The organism is Microvirga massiliensis, assembly GCF_001006805.1.
Taxonomy (GTDB): domain Bacteria; phylum Pseudomonadota; class Alphaproteobacteria; order Rhizobiales; family Beijerinckiaceae; genus Microvirga; species Microvirga massiliensis.
Genome location: NZ_LN811351.1, coordinates 772,658 through 791,618, shown reverse-complemented (window position 1 = coordinate 791,618; position 18,961 = coordinate 772,658). Strand labels below are relative to the sequence as shown.

14 protein-coding genes are annotated in these 18,961 nt (G+C 64.8%); all 14 read right to left on the bottom strand.

Translation table 11 applies throughout. The features are described from left to right. Positions 1-322: 322 nt before the first annotated feature. Complete coding sequence (gene ligA / locus BN1233_RS08700) at positions 323-2,482, bottom strand: NAD-dependent DNA ligase LigA (protein WP_046863053.1); 2,160 nt, start codon at positions 2,480-2,482, stop codon at positions 323-325. Positions 2,483-2,587: 105 nt separating this feature from the next. After that, the gene (recN, locus tag BN1233_RS08695; protein WP_046863052.1) at positions 2,588-4,258 is read right to left on the bottom strand and encodes a DNA repair protein RecN; all 1,671 of its coding nucleotides are present in this window, start codon (positions 4,256-4,258) and stop codon (positions 2,588-2,590) included. A gap of 26 nt (positions 4,259-4,284) precedes the next feature. Further along, positions 4,285-5,181: an outer membrane protein assembly factor BamD gene (locus tag BN1233_RS08690; RefSeq protein ID WP_046863051.1), complete on the bottom strand. Its 897-nt coding sequence runs from the start codon at positions 5,179-5,181 to the stop codon at positions 4,285-4,287. Positions 5,182-5,421: 240 nt separating this feature from the next. Further along, on the bottom strand, positions 5,422-6,366 hold the full coding sequence (gene lpxC / locus BN1233_RS08685) for a UDP-3-O-acyl-N-acetylglucosamine deacetylase (RefSeq protein ID WP_046863050.1): 945 nt from the start codon (positions 6,364-6,366) through the stop codon (positions 5,422-5,424). A gap of 302 nt (positions 6,367-6,668) precedes the next feature. Further along, positions 6,669-8,372, bottom strand: a complete 1,704-nt coding sequence (ftsZ, locus tag BN1233_RS08680; protein ID WP_046863049.1) for a cell division protein FtsZ — start codon at positions 8,370-8,372, stop codon at positions 6,669-6,671. Positions 8,373-8,475: 103 nt separating this feature from the next. Next, positions 8,476-9,798, bottom strand: a complete 1,323-nt coding sequence (gene ftsA / locus BN1233_RS08675) for a cell division protein FtsA (protein WP_046863048.1) — start codon at positions 9,796-9,798, stop codon at positions 8,476-8,478. Next, entirely contained in the window at positions 9,795-10,763 is a 969-nt protein-coding gene (locus BN1233_RS08670; protein ID WP_046863047.1) for a cell division protein FtsQ/DivIB, read from the bottom strand. Before BN1233_RS08670 ends, ftsA begins: the two co-directional genes overlap by 4 nt. After that, positions 10,730-11,653 carry a D-alanine--D-alanine ligase gene (locus BN1233_RS08665; RefSeq protein ID WP_046863046.1) on the bottom strand — a complete coding sequence of 308 codons (924 nt, stop codon included), beginning with the start codon at positions 11,651-11,653 and terminating at the stop codon, positions 10,730-10,732. Before BN1233_RS08665 ends, BN1233_RS08670 begins: the two co-directional genes overlap by 34 nt. A gap of 55 nt (positions 11,654-11,708) precedes the next feature. Continuing rightward, positions 11,709-12,626, bottom strand: a complete 918-nt coding sequence (murB, locus tag BN1233_RS08660; RefSeq protein WP_046863244.1) for a UDP-N-acetylmuramate dehydrogenase — start codon at positions 12,624-12,626, stop codon at positions 11,709-11,711. A gap of 199 nt (positions 12,627-12,825) precedes the next feature. Continuing rightward, positions 12,826-14,238, bottom strand: a complete 1,413-nt coding sequence (gene murC, locus BN1233_RS08655) for a UDP-N-acetylmuramate--L-alanine ligase (protein ID WP_046863045.1) — start codon at positions 14,236-14,238, stop codon at positions 12,826-12,828. Next, complete coding sequence (murG, locus tag BN1233_RS08650; RefSeq protein ID WP_046863044.1) at positions 14,235-15,356, bottom strand: undecaprenyldiphospho-muramoylpentapeptide beta-N-acetylglucosaminyltransferase; 1,122 nt, start codon at positions 15,354-15,356, stop codon at positions 14,235-14,237. The genes murC and murG overlap by 4 nt, the downstream gene beginning before the upstream one ends. A gap of 1 nt (position 15,357) precedes the next feature. Then, entirely contained in the window at positions 15,358-16,491 is a 1,134-nt protein-coding gene (locus BN1233_RS08645; protein WP_046863043.1) for an FtsW/RodA/SpoVE family cell cycle protein, read from the bottom strand. Beyond that, positions 16,491-17,870, bottom strand: a complete 1,380-nt coding sequence (murD, locus tag BN1233_RS08640) for a UDP-N-acetylmuramoyl-L-alanine--D-glutamate ligase (protein ID WP_046863042.1) — start codon at positions 17,868-17,870, stop codon at positions 16,491-16,493. The genes BN1233_RS08645 and murD overlap by 1 nt, the downstream gene beginning before the upstream one ends. Positions 17,871-17,874: 4 nt before the next feature. Next, on the bottom strand, positions 17,875-18,960 hold the full coding sequence (mraY, locus tag BN1233_RS08635) for a phospho-N-acetylmuramoyl-pentapeptide-transferase (RefSeq protein ID WP_046863041.1): 1,086 nt from the start codon (positions 18,958-18,960) through the stop codon (positions 17,875-17,877). Position 18,961: the final 1 nt, after the last annotated feature.

The following is an 18,961-nucleotide window of genomic DNA, read 5'->3' as shown; positions in this document are numbered from 1 at the left end:
CGACAATGCACAATGCGTCCCACCGCACTTCCGTCTTGCGAACCGCAGGCGAAGCGAACCATCTGTCGATGGGTAGATTGCTTCACTTCGTTCGCAATGACGGAGAGAGCAGGAGGGCCGGATGAGCACTACGAGAAACGGAAATGGACGCCGGGCCCACCGCCTTCATTGTGAGTCGCGGGCGGTGCGCACAGCCCTTTCCACCACCTCACTGTCATTGCGAACGAAGTGAAGCAATCTACCCGTCGACGGAGGCGCCCCTGGATCGCTTCGCTCCGCTCGCGATGACGAAGAGAGGACGAGGGCGGACGCGCAACATCAATCACGACCGTCCGACGAGTTCGAACCAACCATCCTCATCGAGGATCTTGATTCCGAGCTCACGCGCCTTGTCGAGTTTGGAGCCGGCTCCTGGGCCTGCCACGATCAGGTCGGTCTTCTTCGATACCGAACCCGCGACCTTGGCTCCGAGGCGTTCGGCCATGGCTTTCGCTTCCTCTCGCGTCATCTGCTCGAGCGAACCTGTGAAGACCACGGTCTTCCCCGCAACGGGAGAATTCTTCGCAGCCTGGGACTCTTCCGGCTCCGGAGTCACCTCCGACAGGAGCGCATCGAGCATCTCCTCGTTATGCGTCTCCTTGAAGAACTCGACGATCGCATCGCCGACGACCCGCCCGATTCCGCCGATCGAGGTCAGCTCGGCGAACGCTTCGGAGTCGCGGTCGGATGCGGCGCAAGCCGTTTGCCTCAAAGCGTCGAAAGAGCCGAAGTGCCGCGCCAGGAGCTTCGCAGAGGTCTCTCCGACATGCGGGATCCCGAGAGCATAGATGAATCGTGAAAGCGGCAGTCGTCGGCGCGCCTCGATGGCCGCAAATAGATTCTTGACGCTTGTCTCGCCCCAACCCTCACGCTTTTCGAGTCGCTGAAGAGCGCGGGAATTGCGGGATTGGAGCGTGAAGATATCCTGCGGCCGCGTGACCAGCCCTTCGCTGTAGAATTCCTCGATACGTTGTTCGCCGAGACCCTCGATGTCGAAGGCATAGCGGGAAACGAAATGCTTCAGGCGCTCCCTCGCCTGCGCCGGACAAATTAGTCCGCCGGTGCACCGGCGGACCGAGTCCTCCTTGCCCGTTCTCGGATTGACCTCGCGGACGGCATGGCTGCCGCAGGCCGGACATTGCGTCGGGAACTCATATGGCTTGCTGTCCGGCGGACGGCGTTCGAGCACCACATCGAGCACCTTCGGAATGACATCGCCGGCGCGCTGAACGATAACGGTGTCGCCGATACGGATATCGACGCCATTGCGGATCGGCTGTCCGTCACTGCCGATGCCGCGGATGTAATCCTCGTTGTGCAGCGTCGCGTTGGAGACGACGACGCCGCCGACGGTCACCGGCTTGAGGCGCGCGAGAGGATTCAGCGATCCCGTGCGGCCAACATTGATCTCGATCCCCTCGAGGACGGTCGTCGCATTCTGGGCCGGGAACTTGTGCGCGAGCGCCCAGCGGGGTGAACGAGATACGAAGCCGAGGCGCTCCTGCAAGGAGAGGTCATCGACCTTGTAGACCACACCATCGATGTCGTAGCCGAGTTGCGCCCGTTCTGCTTCGATGAATCGATAATGCGCCAGGAGTTCCTCGACGGTCGAGCACCGGCGTGTCAGCGGATTCGTCTTGAATCCCCAAGCCGCGAAGCACGCGATCATCTCGAATTGCGTACGCCGCGGCAGCGAAGACATCTCGCCCCAGGAGTAGGCGAAGAACTTCAGCGGGCGCGAAGCCGTGATTCTCGGATCGAGCTGGCGGAGGCTCCCGGCCGCCGCGTTCCGCGGATTCGCAAAGAGAGGCTTGCCGGCCTCCGACTGCCGCTCGTTGATCGCTGCGAAAGCGTCATGGGAGAGATAGACCTCTCCGCGGACCTCGCAGATTTCGGGAACATCGGCAGCCCTCAGCCTCTGCGGGATCTCGCCGATCGTCCTTACATTGGCTGTGACGTCCTCTCCCTCCGTGCCATCTCCACGGGTGGCGGCCGTCACGAGTGAACCGCGCTCATAACGGAGGCTCAACGACAGCCCGTCGATCTTCGGCTCGGCCGTCAGGACGAGCGGCTTGTCCGACGGAAGCTGCAGAAAGCGCCTGATGCGCGCGACGAACTCTTCGATAGCCTCGTCCGAGAATGCGTTGGCGAGCGACAGCATCGGAACGCGATGCCTGATCTTGGCGAACTTGTCCGATGCCCGTGCGCCGACCTTCTCGCTCAGGCTCTCGGGCGTTCGGAGCTCGGGGAACTGCGCCTCGATCTCCTCGTAGCGCCGTCGCAGCGCATCGTACTCCGCGTCCGAGATGGTCGGTGCATCGTCCTCGTAATAGCGACGATCGTGCTCGGCGATCTCGCGGCCGAGAGCCTCGTGCTCGCGGCGGGCCTCATCGAAACCGAGTTGCTCGACATGCGGGCGGGCGCTGGGGGTCGAAACGGGCATGGTTCACTCTGGAGCAACACCTTCCAGTCTAGAACTATGCGGAAGGTGTGAACACGCTCCTGCCTGCGGGACTCTTTTTCTCATGGGGAGGATGTCTCGCCGTGCTCACGAGGCAGCCTCCAGGAGGCGCTCCGCCGCGCGGCGGGCCTCGTCCGTGATCGTCGCTCCCGCGAGCATTCGCGCGATTTCCTCACGCCGTGGCGTGGCGCTGAGCGGCACGACTCGGGTCGCGACGCGATCGGAGCCCGCAACGCTCTCCTTGGCGATCAGGAAGTGGCGCGAAGCCCTTGCAGCCACCTGCGGGGCATGCGTCACGGCGAGGACCTGAACACGCTTGGCCAGTCGCGCGAGGCGCTGGCCGATCGCATCCGCTACGGCGCCGCCGACGCCCGTGTCGATCTCGTCGAAAACCAGCGTCGGCGCCGAGCCCCTGTCCGCAAGAACGACCTTCAATGCCAGCATGAATCGGGACAGCTCGCCGCCGGATGCGACTTTCATGAGCGGCCCCGGCCTCGTGCCCGGATTGGTCTGGACCCAGAACTCGACTCGCTCGAACCCTCCCGGATCCCTGCTGGTCTCGTCGGTCCGGAGCTGCGTAATGAACCGGGCGCGCTCGAGCTTCAGGGGCGGCAATTCCGCCTGCACGGCGGCATCGAGATCGGCGGCTGCCTTGCTGCGGCGAGCCGAGAGGACCCGCGCGGCCTCGACATAAAGACCATCGGCACGCCGCACCGCGGCCTCGAGGGCGACGAGCTCTTCCTCCCCCGCATCGATCGCAGCCACATCGGCCCCAAAGCGCTCCTTCAACTCGGCGAGGTTGTCTGCCGGCACGTGATACTTCCGGGCAGCAGCGCGCAACGCGAAGAGGCGCTCCTCGACGCGCTCGAGTTCCTTCGGATCGTATTCGGCTGCCTGGAGAGCGGCTTCGAGCGAGGCCTGGGCCTCCTCGACAGCCAGGAGCACCGCATCCAGCGCCGCGACGCAGGGCTCGACGAGTGCCGGAGCCTGCGCGCTGCGGCGCTCGAGCTTACGGGTCGCGGAGGCCAGGACGGCAACCGGCGACGCGCTCCCGGCAACGGCCTCATAGGCCTCGTTCAGCTCCTTTGCGACCTTCTCGGATTGCATCATCGTCGTGCGGCGCTCGGCGAGCATCGCCTCCTCGCCGGGCTGCGGCGCAAGCGCCGTCAACTCCTCGACAGCATGACGAAGAAAGTCTGCCTCCCGGCGCACCTTCTCGATCCGGGCGTGATGGCTTGCAACGGCGTTCTGCGCATCGCGCAGCGTGCGAGCCGCATCGGCAACGGTCTGGGCCTGATCCGTGAGGCCTCCGAATGCATCGAGGATGGATCGGTGCATGACCGGATCGACGAGCGCGCGATCATCGTGCTGACCGTGAATCTCGACGAGAGCTGACCCGATCGCGCGCAGGACTTGAACGCTGACCGGCTGGTCGTTCACGAAAGCGCGCGTTCGCCCGTCCGCCACCTGCACGCGGCGGAGGATCAAATCGCCTTCCGTATCGATCTCGGCATCTGCCGCGATCTGCCTTGCAGGGTGATCGATGGGGCAGTCGAAAACGGCCGTTACCTGGCCCTGTGTCTCACCATGGCGAACGAGCCCCCCGTCCCCCCTCGCGCCGAGGGCGAGCGAGAAGGCGTCGAGCAGAATCGATTTACCGGCGCCGGTTTCACCGGTGAGGACGCTCAGGCCTTCGGTGAACGTGAGTTCGAGCCGATCGATGAGAACGATGTCGCGGATCGCCAGTTGGACCAGCATAGATGTTGGGGATCACCCGTTCGCGGTCACCCCGTCCGCTGACCGACCTGCGGGATTCCGCGGAATGCGCGGCTGATCCACGATCCGCTGTTCTCCCGCGGTTCCATGCCGCCCTTCTGGAGAAGAGCATAGGCATCCTTGTACCAGGGGCTATCCGGGAAGTTGTGGCCGAGCACCGCTGCCGCCGTCTGCGCCTCGTCGACGATACCGAGCGCGAGATAGGCCTCGGTCAGGCGCTCCAGCGCCTCTTCGATATGACGAGTCGTCTGATAGCGGGCGACGACGGTCCGGAAACGATTGATGGCGCCCGTGTAATTCCGCTTCTGAAGGTAGAAGCGGCCAATCTCCATCTCTTTGCCGGCGATCTGGTCACGGGCAACCTGGATGCGTTGACGGGCATCGGGCGCCCATTCGGAATTCGGATAGCGGTCGACGAGTTCCTGCAAGGCGAGCAGCGCCTTCTCGGCCTTGTCCTGATCCCGCGTGACGTCGGGGATCTGATGGAAGTGCGACATGGCCAGCAGATACTGCGCATAGGCCGCCTCGGGCGTAGCAGGATGCATCTGCAGATAACGGCGCGCTTCCGTGATCGAGTCCTCGTATTGCCCACCCTCGTAATGGGCATACGCAGCCATGATGAGCGCGCGGCGGGACCAATCCGAATACGGGTACTGTTTCTCGAGATCCGAGAACTTCTTGGCTGCGCCCTCGTAGTCCTTCTTCTGGATGCGCGCGAGTCCGTCATTGTACAGCTCTGGAGCCGGTACTTCCGCGACGATCTCGGGCTTGTAGGTCTCGCCCTTGCTGAAGGGATTGAACGAGGAGAGCGTGTCCATGCAGCCAGCCAGGACAAGCCCGCACGAAGCCAATGCCATCACTCGTACGGCGACTTTCGCGCCCGCAGAGAATTCCGCGAAAGACATGCCTGATTGAACCTCCGAGTGAAGTGTCCGGATCGCCTTGCGCCGGCCAGCGGGGAACCGCTCTTTACCTCATCGACCCCGTCGGAGCCAAGCCCAATGCCACAGGGTTTCGTGACCTGAACGACCCGTGTCGCAGAAGGCTCAGGCGATCGGTGGGCCCGATAATCCGCCCAGCTTCGAGCTCTCGTAGGGCCTTCTGGTCCCGCGAGGCACATGTCGGAAAAGGAAGCGTGGAAGCGATCAGTGCACGTCTGGTGCGAAGGCCGCCATCGCGACCCGGCCGATTTCCGCATAGCCGGCTTCGCGGCGGGTGCCGACCTCGACGATCGCAAAGTTGGAGCGGCTCGAGAACAAGGCCTCGAGAACTGCGAAATTGAGGCGGTGTCCGCCGCAATAGGAGCGATAGGTGCCGAGCAGCGGCATTCCAGCGAGCGACAGATCTCCGATCGCGTCGAGGAGCTTGTGCCGGACGAACTCGTCCGCGTAACGGAGCCCTTCCGGATTGATGATGCCGTCCTCGCCAATCGCGACGGTGTTCTCGAGGGATGCACCCAGCGCGAAGCCAGCGCTCCAGAGCTTCTCGACGTCGCGCATGAAGCCGAAGGTCCGGGCCCGTGAAATCTCACGGCGGAACACCGCGGCCGAGAGGTCGCACGACTTGCGCTGGCGGCCGATGACGGGGGTCGGGAAATCGATCTCGACGTCGAGGCGGAATGTCCGGTCGTTGGGCAGGAGCTCGGCGAAGGCCTTGCCCTGGTTCACGCGAACCGGCTTCACAACCTTCAAATAGCGGCGGGTTGCGGTGAGGGATACGATGCCGACCTGATCGATCGCCTGCACGAAGGGCTCGGCGCTTCCATCGAGGATCGGAACCTCCGGGCCATCGATCTCGACCAGGACATTATCGATCCCGAGACCCGCAAGCGCGGCCATCAGGTGCTCGATCGTCGCCACGGCTCCGGTTTCGCGGTCCCCGATGACGGTGCAGAGCTCGGTTGCGGTTACGGTGAGGTGGCGGGCATCGATCAGGCGATCATGACCACCGGGGATCTGAGTTCTCAGAAATGCGATACCATGGTCGGCCTCGGCGGGATGAAGGATCATCCTGACCTCGTTGCCGGAATGAACGCCGACCCCCGAGAGAGATACTGCCGCGCGAAGCGTCGTTTGCTGGCTTTGTCTCATTACTCTCAACCCCGGCCGCGATGGAGCATGCGCCGACTCGCGAAGAATCGTCGCCGAATGAATCCGTCCGCCGTTATCTGCCCCTGTGCACAGCGTCCCATCGGGCGCTGCCCTTCTTTCGTTATGGGCTGCACCATAGTCGCGCCTGCAGCCAAGGCCAAATCACGCTTTCTTACGTTCTGTAACAATCCGAAACATGAACTGACGCAACGTAAATCATTGGCGCGTTTACAAATTCTTAAACGGTTGATCCCCGGACGGCGGCCGTCCGGGGATCATAATCGAGCGCCGTGATGGCGGGGTCAGTTGGCCTGACGCCTCAGGAAGGCCGGGATCTCCAGCTGGTCGTCCTCGGCAGGCCGGGGAGCGGGAGCAGGCCGGCCGTGCGGATCCAACTGCCCCTGCGCGGGCCGATAGCCCTGGGGCGCCGCCGGACGCTTGGCATACTCGGCATGGACGGCTGACGGGGTCCGGGGATCGGCCACGCGCTGGACGCGAGGATCATGGGCCGGCGCCGCCGGAGCACCTTCTTCCCGCTTGCCGAAACCGACAGTCGCGAGCCGCTGGAGCAGGGTCATCCGCTTGGGATCCTGGCTCATGTCCGCTTCGGAGCGCATGGCACGAATCTCGTTCTGCGCAGGAAGCGGAAGCTCTTCGACCCGCGGCATCCGAGCCGCGCGGATCGGGCGTTCGGCCGCCGGAGGAATATACGAGTCCGGGGGGAGCTGCTCCTCCTCCAGAGCCGCCTCCGCCGCTGGATGCGTCTCGAACGCCGTGGTCGGGCGGGGCTGGGTCGGTGTCAGGACGACATCGTCCCGCAGGATCGGCTGCGCCGGGGCGACCGGCTGGGGCTCCGGCTGCGGGGCCTGGACGGGGGCGGCCGCAACGGGCTGGGGAGCACGGCTCTCGGGCGGGAGCGGGGTGGCGCGGAACGTCGGCACGGTCTGCTGGGCCTGGACCCGGGCACGCGCTTCGGCGCGCAGGCGCTCGGCGACCTCGGCAATCCGCTTCTCGGTCGAGGCAAGCTCGGGCGCCGCCACCTCCTGATCAATCCCGGTCGCGACCACGGAGACCCGGATCACTCCCTCGAGGCTTTCGTCGAAGGTCGCGCCGAGAATGATGTTGGCGTCCCCATCGACCTCTTCGCGGATTCTCGTGGCGGCTTCATCGAGCTCGTACAGCGTGAGGTCGTTGCCGCCGGTGATCGAGATCAGGAGGCCGCGCGCCCCGCGCATCGAAACTTCGTCGAGAAGCGGATTGGCGATCGCCGCCTCGGCAGCGCGAATCGCCCGCTGCTCGCCGGAGGCCTCGCCGGTCCCCATCATCGCCTTGCCCATGCCCCGCATCACGGCCCGGACGTCCGCGAAGTCGAGGTTGATGAGACCCTCCTTGACCATCAGGTCGGTGATGCAGGCCACGCCTGAATAGAGCACCTGGTCGGCCATCGCGAAGGCATCCGAGAAGGTCGTCTTCTCCGTCGCGACGCGGAAGAGGTTCTGATTCGGGATGACGATGAGCGTATCAACGGACTGCTGGAGCTCGTTGATGCCCGCCTCGGCGAGACGCATGCGGCGCACACCTTCGAACTGGAAGGGCTTCGTCACCACGCCGACGGTGAGAATTCCCATCTCCCGCGCGACCCGCGCGACGACCGGGGCTGCGCCGGTGCCGGTGCCGCCACCCATGCCGGCGGTGATGAACACCATGTGCGAACCGGACAGCTGGTCACGGATCTCGTCCATCACTTCCTCGGCCGCCGCACGTCCGACTTCCGGCTGGGAGCCGGCGCCGAGACCTTCGGTCACCTGCAGGCCCATCTGGATGATGCGCTGCGACTTCGACGACATGAGCGCCTGCGCGTCCGTGTTCGCGACGACGAACTCGACGCCTTCCAGGCCCGCCACGATCATGTTGTTCACGGCATTCCCGCCGGCGCCGCCGACTCCGAATACAGTGATGTGCGGCTTCAGTTCCCGGATATCGGGTGCTTGCAGATTGATTGCCATGACCTTGTGCCCTCTCGTGGCCTCCTGTGTCGACCGTTGCCGGTCGATGCGTTCCGGATAAACTCAACTCAAAGCGACGGCCGGGAGCCGGCGCCCTTACGCGTTAGAAACTCTCGCGGATCCAGCGCCCGACTCGTGCGAAGTAGCCGTTGGTTCCGTCTGCCTGCAGATATCCGCCCGAGCGCGGCTTGAAGTACTCCGCATGCGCGACCTGCGGATACACGAGCAGGCCGACGACAGCGGAGAAGGCCGGGCCCTTGGCAGCCTCCGGCAGACCCTTGATCCCGAGCGGCCGCCCGACGCGGACCTGGCCCTGCAGGATGCGGCGCGCGGTCTCGGGAAGACCGACGAGCTGGCTTGCACCTCCCGTCAGGACGACGCGGCGTCCGGCTTGGGCGGCGAATCCCGCCTTCTTGAGGCGGTCCCTGACGAGTTCCAGAATTTCCTCGACCCGCGGCCGGATGATGCGAACGAGATGCGACTTCGGCAGGTGATTGGCGACGTCGCGCTCGCTCTCGTCGACCTGCGGAACCGCAATCATGTCGCGCTCGTCGGAGCTCGAGCTGATGGCCGAACCGTGGAGCGTCTTCAACCGCTCCGCCGCCGAAACGCGAGTCGTCAGACCACGCGCGATATCCATCGTGACGTGATGTCCTCCGACTGCAATCGCGTCTGCATGGACGAGATTGCCGTTCGAGAAGATACCGACGCTCGTCGTGCCGCCGCCGAGATCGACGACCGCACAGCCGAGGTCGGCCTCGTCGTCGACGAGCGCGGACAGGCCCGACGCATAAGGCGTCGCGACGACTGCCTCGATGCCGAGATGGCATCGCTCCACAGCGAGCATCAGGTTGCGCGCGGCAGCCCGCTCTGCCGTCAGCACGTGCAGATCGACGCCGAGCCGCTCACCCATCATACCGGTCGGATCGATAATGTGATCCTGCGAGTCGAGGGAGTAGCCGGTCGGCAGAGCATGCAGAACCGCCCTGCCCTGGCGAAGATCGTGTGCAGCCGCGACATCGAGCACGCGATGGACATCGCCCGGGCCGACCGTGCCGCGAACCGGAATCTGCGCTTCGAAATGCTCCGAACCGATTCGCCCGCCCGTCAGGTTCACGATCACCGACTGGATTTCGACCTTCGCCATCCGCTCCGCAGCGTGAACGGCCTGACGGATCGACGTCTCCGCGGATTCGAGATCGACGATCGCGCCCCCCTTGAGTCCGAGGGAACGCTGATGACCGATCCCGATGATGCGAGCGAGATGCGTGCGACCTCGCAGTGATTCGAGCGACTCGACCGGCTGCAGTTCCGCAACGATGCAGACGACCTTGCTCGTTCCGATATCGAGGACCGAGAGAGTCGCGCTCTTGCGCGAGGACAGCGGCCTGAGGCGCGGCGTCAGCCCCTGATGCGACAAACTCACGTGTCGACCCCTTTTCCGCGCATAGGTTTCTTCTTGAGCATTTCGGCACGCGCCGAGGCGGCCTCTTCCGTCAACCGCACGACTACACGGTCCGGCATTCGAAGATCGACCGCGAGCACATCCTTCTCGAGAATCTTCTGTTCCCGTTCCAGGCGCACGAGGCGTGCAATCGCCTCCTGCGCGCCAGTTTCGGGAAGCCGGACATCGAGCCCGTTCTCGATCTTGAGCGTCCAGCGTCGTCCGGCAACCAGCGTGCCGGCACGAATGCGCTCCTTGAGCGGACCGGCCGCTTGGAGGAGAGCCAGGTATTCGTCGAGCCGCGCATTGGCCCCCTCGCCGACAACGAACGGAAGGTCGACGAGACGCTCGTCCTGAAGGAGATCCATGGGCGTCCCATCGGCAGCCGTGACGAAAACCTCGCCATTCGACTGCCAGAGCGCCGCAGGCACACGTTCCGTGATCGTGATGACCAGCTCGCTCGGATAGAGCTTGCGCACCGAAGCGCTCTTGATGAGCGGGACACGCTCGAGCCGCTCGCGAACCTCACCGACATCGAGCCAGGCCAGCGAGAGAAGCGGATGGAGGCCCGCCGCCGCGAGAATCTCGGATTCTCTGACGTGGTCAATTCCGCTGATCGTGATTCGGTCGAGGCCGAGTCCGAAGGCTCTCGCGAGCGCGTGATGCGGCTCACCATAGGTGGCGTAGTACTGGTCGAGGTGCCCGCCCTGCGACAGGCCGGTCAGCGTGACGGATGTGAAGAAAGCGAGCGCGAGGCCGGTTCCGAGGAAGCGCGGGATCCTGCGCTCGAGAGGGATCGCCACCGAACTGCGCCGGGACAGGAAGAGGCTTGCACCCGGAATTCGCAGCGATCCGATCAGATTGAACTTGCGGGAGAAGACGCGCCCATGCGCCCGGCCGAAGGATCCGGCCGTTAGCGATTGCAGGTAGCGTCCTCCACCATCCATTGCACAAGCTCGCCAAAGGTATAGCCCGCATGGGCCGCCAGCTCGGGCACCAGGCTCGTCTCCGTCATACCGGGTTGCGTGTTGACTTCGAGCACGACGAGATCCCCCGTTCCCTCGGGTGTATCGTCGTATCTGAGGTCAGCGCGGCTGACGCCCCGGCAGCCGAGTGCTTGATGCGCCGTTAACGCCAACTCTTGGACCCTTTGGTAAATATTCGGTTTAATTTCTGCCGGGAGGACGTGGATCGACCCCCCCTTCGCGTACTTCGCGTCGTAGTCGTAGAAGAGCCCGGTGGCCGGGCGGATATCGATGACACCGAGCGGCCGGTCCCCCATCACGGCGCAGGTCAGCTCCCGGCCCGCCACGTAGCTTTCGACCAGAACCTCGTCGCCGAAGGCCCAATTGTCGCGCAGGATCTCCTGCGGCGGATGAGTGCGCTCTTCCCGTACGATAATCACGCCGACCGACGACCCCTCGCTGACGGGCTTCACGACGTAGGGCGGCTTCAGGACGTGCTGCCGCGCCACCTCATGCCGATTAGCGACGATGCCTTCCGGCACCGGAACGCCGGCTCCGTTCATCACGAGTTTGGCCTTGTGCTTCTCCATCGCGAGCGCAGACGCGAGGACGCCCGAATGCGTGTAGGGAATGCGCAGGATCTCGAGGAGGCCCTGGATCGTCCCGTCCTCGCCGATCTTGCCATGCAGGGCGTTGAAGGCGACGTCTGGCATCGTCGCCTGAAGAACGAGGGCGATGTCGGGTTGCACGTCGATCGGCGTAACCCTGTAGCCCTGCCCTTCCAGGGCCTTGGCACAGGCGCGGCCGGAGGCAAGGCTGACTTCGCGCTCCGCAGACCAGCCGCCGTACAGAACCGCGACGTGCTTCGTCATCTCAGGTCTCCTTTGACTATGCTCGCGGTGCCGCGACGCTCCTGCCGGCATCTGCTCAGGAAATGCCGACCCGCTTGATCTCCCACTCGAGTTCCACGCCGGAGGTGTCGCGAACCCGCCGCCTTACTTCCTCGCCGAGTCCCTCGATATCCGCCGCCGTCGCGGAACCGTGATTGATCAGAAAGTTGCAGTGCAACTCCGATACCTGCGCATCCCCGCGCCGAAGGCCGCGGCATCCCGCAGCATCGACGAGCTGCCATGCCTTCGCACCGGTCGGATTCTTGAACGTGGAGCCGCCCGTGCGCGTATTGACGGGTTGAGTGGAGGAGCGCGCCTCCGTGATCACGTTCATCTCGGCGAGAATCGCATCCCGATCACCGGGTTGCCCCTCAAACAGAGCTTCGGTGAAGATGACATCCTCCGGCGCATCGGAGTGGCGGTAGGAGAAACCCATCGATGCGAGATCGAAACGCACCCGCTCGCCACGCCGATTGATGCCACGCGCTTCGAGCAGCACGTCCTTGACCTCACCTCCATAGGCTCCGCCGTTCATGCGCAGGGCACCCCCGATCATCCCGGGGATGCCCCGCAGAAACGACAGGCCCGCGATGCCGGCTTCGGCTGCGGCTCGCGCGACCTTCACGTCGGGCGCCGCGGCGCCGGCCCGCACCCGGCAATCGGGCTCGATGCGGATGTCCGCGAAAGCGCGCCCGAGCCGAATCACGACACCCGGAATCCCGCCGTCACGAATCAGCAGATTCGATCCGAGGCCGATGACGAGAACGGGAATGTCGGCGTCGATTCGCTGCAAGGCATATGCGAGATCGTCCTCGTCGGCCGGTATCATGAGGACCTGTGCCGGCCCACCGGTGCGAAACCACGACAGGGGTGCCGTCGCAGCATTCGCCTCGAGGCTGCCGCGGAACTCCGGGAGTTGCGCCCGCAGACGCGGAGTGATGTCGGGGAAACTCACGGCCACGTGCCTTGCTTCGGCAAGCGTGGTGTTTCACCCCTCACCTGGCTGCTGCGCAGCCGACCTCTCCCACAGGGGGCGAGGTGAATCCGGCGCAGCGCGCACGTCAATTTTGGGTTCGTTCTGCCAAATTGGGGCGAGCCCTCCCGCAAGGGGCGGGGTGAGTCGGCGGGTGAGGGTGGCAACACGGCGCTGAAAGTCACGCCGCCTCTCCCGTAAGCGCCGCGAGCTCGCCGGGCAGCGCGTAGGCCCATTGCGTGATGTTCCCGGCGCCGAGGCAGACCACGTAGTCTCCGGGCTTTGCGAGCGTCCTGACGAATCCGGCCAGTTCCTCGCTACGCTCGAGCGCGATCACGTTGCGATGGCCACGCGCCTTTAGCCCGGAGACGAGGCCGTCGCGGTCCGCGCCCGGAATCGGCTGCTCTCCGGCCGCATAGACCGGCGCAACGATCACGGCATCGGCATCGTTGAAGCAGGTGCAGAACTGCTCGAAGAGCGAGTGAAGCCGCGAATACCGATGCGGCTGCACGACGGCGATCACCTGCCCCTCGGTCGAGGCGCGCGCCGCCTTCAGCACGGCGGAAATCTCCACCGGGTGATGTCCGTAATCGTCGAAGATCGTGACGCCGTTCCAGTCGCCCGTGCGCGTGAAGCGCCGCTTGACGCCGCCGAAACCGGCAAGCGCACGGCGAATTGCGTCCGGCGACACACCCAGCTCATGGGCGACGGCAATGGCTGCCGTCGCATTAAGCGCATTGTGGTGCCCCGGCATCGGCATCACGAGATCGTTGATCGCGATGTCACCACGCTTGCGGTCGCGCACGAGAACGTTGAATCTTCCCTGCCCGCCTCGCAGATCCACCTCGAGGAGGCGCACGTCGGCCTGCGGATTCTCTCCATAGGTGATGATGCGGCGATCTTCGATGCGCCCGACGAGATCCTGAACGGTCGGGTGATCGATGCACATGACCGCGAAGCCATAGAACGGGATCGAGTCGATGAAGGAACGAAACGCGTCCTTGATGGCGTCGAACGTCTTGAAGTGATCGAGATGCTCGGCGTCGATATTCGTGACGATGGCAACGTCGGCCGGCAGCTTCAGGAAGGTCCCGTCGGACTCGTCGGCCTCGACGACCATCCATTGACCATCGCCCATGCGGGCATTGGTGCCATAGGCATTGATGATTCCCCCATTGATAACCGTGGGGTCCAGGCCTCCGGCATCGAGCAGCGTTGCCACCAGCGACGTCGTGGTCGTCTTTCCGTGCGTGCCGGCTACCGCGACGCAGCTCTTGAACCGCATCAGCTCGGCGAGCATCTCCGCGCGCCGCACTACCGGCAGGCGCCGCTCACGCGCGCTCACGAGTTCCGGGTTATCCCGCTTGATCGCCGTGGAGACGACGACGATCTCGGCATTGTCGATGTTCTCCGCGCGGTGACCAATGAACGTCTTGATTCCGAGATCAGCCAGGCGCTTGACGTTGTAGTTATCTGCCGCGTCGGAGCCCTGTACCGTGTAGCCGAGATTGTGCATGACCTCGGCGATTCCGGACATGCCGATGCCGCCGATGCCGATGAAGTGAATGGGGCCAAGCTTAGGCGGGAGTTTCATGAGCTTCGTCCGTGAGGGGGAGAACCGGCCAGATCGATGATCGCATCCGCCAATCGCTCGGCCGCATCCGTGACGCCGGCGCTCTTGGCGGCTGCCGCCGCACCGGTCAAGAGAGCGGGATCCGCGATGCGACGCTGCAATTCCTCGGCGAGACGCGCTGGCGTGAAGGCCTGTTGCAGGATGACCGTTGCCGCGCCGATATCGGCGAGAGTTGCAGCATTGGCAGCCTGATCCTGATCGAGAGCACCAGGAAGAGGAACGAGAATCGAGGGACGGCCGATGGCCGCGAGTTCCGCGACCGTCGACGCGCCGGAGCGCGAGATCACGAGGTGGGCCCCCGCCATTCGCGCCGGGAGGTCCTTGAAGAAGGGCTGCACGTCCGAGGCAACGTTCAGTCGGGCATACAGCGACCGGACGCGATCGAGATCCTCGTCGCGCGCCTGTTGCGTGATCTCGAGGCGCGAACGCAGTTCGACGGGCAGTTGCTCGATGGCTGGCGGCACGATGTCGCTCATCACTCGGGCGCCTTGGCTGCCTCCGAAGACGAGAATGCGGATCGTGCCGCCCTCGATCACGGGCGGGAAGTCCGAGGATGCGGCTTCCAGAACCGGCGGACGCAACGGGTTCCCGGTGTGGACGACCCGGCCATGCGCACCGGCCGGCAATCCACGCACGCCGGGAAAGCCCGTTGCGATGAGAGAGGCGGATCGTGCGAGGAGCCGGTTCGCTCGTCCCATCACGGCATTCTGTTCGTGAATGGCGGTCGGGATGCGCAGAAGCCTCGCGGCGGCGAGCGGCGGCACGGTCGGGTAGCCTCCGAACCCCACCGCGACGGCAGGACGGATGCGCCGGATGATCGGAACCGCTCGCGCGACACCGAGCCCGAGCATCGCTCCGGCGCGCGCCATCTTGATGAGCGACTTCCCGGACGGCGTTGCGGAAGGAATCTCGAAGACTTCATCCGCGGGGAAAGACGTCGAAAGCGCGCCGACGCGCCGGTCCGTTGCGAGCGCGATGCGCAGGCCCCGCGACCGCAGCACGATTCCGAGCGCTTCTGCGGGGAACAGGTGACCGCCGGTTCCCCCGGCGCTGATGAGGACGAGGTGATGGCTCACGATATTACCAGGGGCCGTTCCCGTCGAGGCTTTCGGCGCGCGGACGGCGACGGGTCAGAGCGATTAGAAAGCCCATGCCGAGGGCGAGGGACAGGAGCGACGACCCTCCGTAGGAAATGAAGGGAAGCGTCATTCCCTTCGCGGGCATCAGGTGGACATTGACCATCATGTTGATGGCAGCCTGCAGGCCGAACATCAGCACCAGCCCGGTCGTCGCGAGACGGCAGAACACGTCGTCGTTGCGTCGCGCCAGCGTCAGTCCGCGCAGGACCACGAAGGCGAAGATGGCCAGGACCGCGAGGCAGACGATGACACCGAATTCCTCGGCCGTGACCGCGAAGATGAAGTCCGTATGTGCGTCGGGAAGAATGCGTTTGACGGTGCCCTCGCCAGGCCCCCGTCCGAGCCAGCCGCCGCGCGCAAAGGATTCCATCGCGGTATCGACCTGGAAGGTGTCACCCGAGGACTTGTCCATGAAGCGTTCGATGCGAGCGCGCACGTGCGGCAGGAACTCGTAGGCCGCGACGATGCCCACCACGCCAAGGCCGCCGAGGCCCAGAACCCAGAACCAGTGCAAGCCCGCAACGAAGAAGAGGCCGCACCAGACGATGGTCAGGAGCATCGTCTGCCCGAAATCGGGCTGGAGGATGAGCGGCACGATCGTGATCGGAAGGAGCAGCAGAGCGAGCAGCGGTCCCGGCATGTCCTTGCGCTTCGCACCTTCCGAGAAGGCCCAGGCCGCGAGAACCACGAAGGCCGGCTTCACGAACTCCGACGGCTGCACGCCGACTCCGCCGAGCATGATCCAGCGGTGGGCTCCCTTGATCTCCGGTCCGAACTCGAATGCCAGGAGCACGAGCACCATGCTCACGACATAGAGGATGAGGGCGAGCCGGCGCACATGGCGCAAGGAGAGGAAAGAGACGCAGAGCAGGATGGCAACCGTCGGCGCGAGGAAGAGAACCTGACGGTTCACGAAGTGAAACGCCGACAGGCCGAGGCGCTCGGCGACCGGCGGCCCGCCGGCCATGAGGAATACGAGACCCGCCACCATGAGCGCTGCAAGCGCCGCCAGGAGGGACCGATCGACGGTCCACCACCAGTCTCCGAGAACCGACCGTTCGGCGCGCGAAACCATCATGATCCCCCTTGGATCGCATCGATTCCGGGCAAGGCCCGGACCAGGTCGCGGAACCGATTTCCGCGGACCTCGAAATTCGGGAACTGGTCGTAGGACGCGCAAGCCGGCGACAGGAGCACGACGGCCTCCCCGCTTCCGGCGTCCCGAGAGGCGAGCTCGACCGCCCGGTCCAATGTGCCCGCGCGCGTGAACGGAACCGAGCCTTCGAGGGTTGCCGCGAATTCTTCCGTCGCGGCGCCGATCAGGTACGCTTGTCTGATCTTATCGAAATACGGCCGCAGGCTCGTGATTCCTCCTTCCTTGGCCTTGCCGCCAAGGATCCAGAGGATGTGATCGAACGACGCGAGCGCCTTCTCGGTCGAGTCCGCATTGGTCGCCTTGGAATCATTGATGAAGAGCGTCGCGCCGCGCCGGCCGACTTCCTCCATCCGGTGCGGAAGCCCGGGAAACGAACGCATTCCGCTCTGGATTGCCTCGTCCGACAATCCGAGTGCGAGGGCCACGGCGGCAGCAGCCGCCGCGTTCTGCGCGTTGTGTCGACCGCGCAGGGAGCCGATCCGGTCGAGGTCGGCGGTGATCCGCCGGTCGGAATCGAACCATTCGAGCAGCGTTCCACGCGCCAGCATGCCAGGCGGCGTCACCGCTTCGAGCGAGACTTGCACCACGGGGCCGGCTCTCCGCCGCGCGATGTCACGGCTGTGCTCGTCGTCGGCGCCGATGACGGCGAGAGCGGCGCGAGCGATCAGGCGCTCCTTGATCGCGACGTAATTCTCCATCGTGCCGTGCCGGTCGAGATGATCGGGCGACACGTTGAGGAGGACGCCGATGGAGGGGGCCAGGGACGGGGCGAGATCCACCTGGAACGAGGAGCACTCGATCACGTGCACCCGGGAGGGCGCCGGCGGCTCGAGGGACAGGATCGCCGTTCCGATATTGCCGCCCATCTGGACGTCCCAACCCGCCTCGCGCAGCAGATGGGTCACCAGGGCCGTCGTCGTCGATTTTCCATTCGTGCCCGTGATCGCGACGAAAGGAGAGTCGGGCGCGATGCGGGCCCGCTCGCGGCAGAAGAGCTCGATATCGCCGATGATCTCGACACCGGCCCCTTGCGCGAGCCGCGCGGCCCAATGCGGCTCCGGATGCGTCAGCGGCACTCCGGGAGACAGCACGAGCGCAGCGATCCCGGTCCAGTCAATCTCCCGGAGATCGCCTGTCCCGATACCGTGCTCCACGGCTTCCTTCACGCGGTCCGCGTTGTCGTCCCACGCGAGGACACGGGCGCCTCCGGCCTGCAACGCGAGTGCGGTTGCGACGCCGGAGCCACCCAGCCCGAAGAGGGCGACGGTGCGATCCTTGAAGGTGGTGACGGGGATCACGCGCTTACCGCAGCTTGAGGGTCGCGAGGCCAATGAGAGCCAGGACGACGGCGACGATCCAGAAGCGGATGACGACCTGCGGCTCCGTCCAGCCGAGCTGCTCGAAGTGGTGATGGATCGGCGCCATCTTGAACACGCGCCGCCCCGTCAGCTTGAACGAAGCGACCTGGATGATCACCGAAAGGATCTCGAGGACGAACAATCCGCCGACGATCGCGAGGACGATCTCGTGCTTCGTCGCGACGGCAATCGTTCCGAGAAGACCACCGAGCGCCAGCGAGCCCGTGTCACCCATGAAGATCTGGGCGGGCGGCGCATTGAACCACAGGAAGCCCAGCCCAGCGCCGATCAGCGCGCCGCAAACCACCGAAAGCTCACCAGCTCCGGGAACGAAGTGAATCTGCAGGTAATTGGCGAAGATCGCATTGCCGGTCAGATAGGCGATGAAGCCGAAGGTGCCTGCCGCAATCATCACGGGAACGATGGCGAGACCATCGAGTCCGTCCGTGATGTTGACGGCGTTTCCGGCGCCGACGATCACGAATGTGCCGAAAATCACGAAGAACCAGCCGAGATCGAAGAGAAGCTCCTTGGCGAAGGGCAGCGAGAGCTTGTTCGCCAGCGCCGGCGACGAGATGTAACTGATCGCGACACAGGCGAGCCCGGCAATCACCGCCTCAATGGCGAGGCGCGACCGCCCGGAGAATCCCTTGTGGGACTGCTTCGTGACTTTCAGGAAATCGTCATAGAACCCGATCGCACCGAACCCCACGGTGACGAGAAGCACGACCCAGACGTAGCGATTCTCGAGATTCGCCCAGAGCAACGATCCGACGAGCACGCCGGTGATGATCATCAGCCCGCCCATCGTGGGCGTGCCGCGCTTCGACAGAAGATGGGATTGCGGACCGTCCTCGCGTATCGGCTGTCCCTTGCCCTGCTTGAGACGAAGAAGCGAGATGATCGCCGGGCCGAACCAGAACACGAAGAGCAGCGCCGTCGCAGTGGCGCCGCCCGTCCGGAAGGTGATGTACCGGAAGACGTTGAGAGGGCTGAAATAGTGGCTGAGATCAGCCAGCCAGGTGAGCATC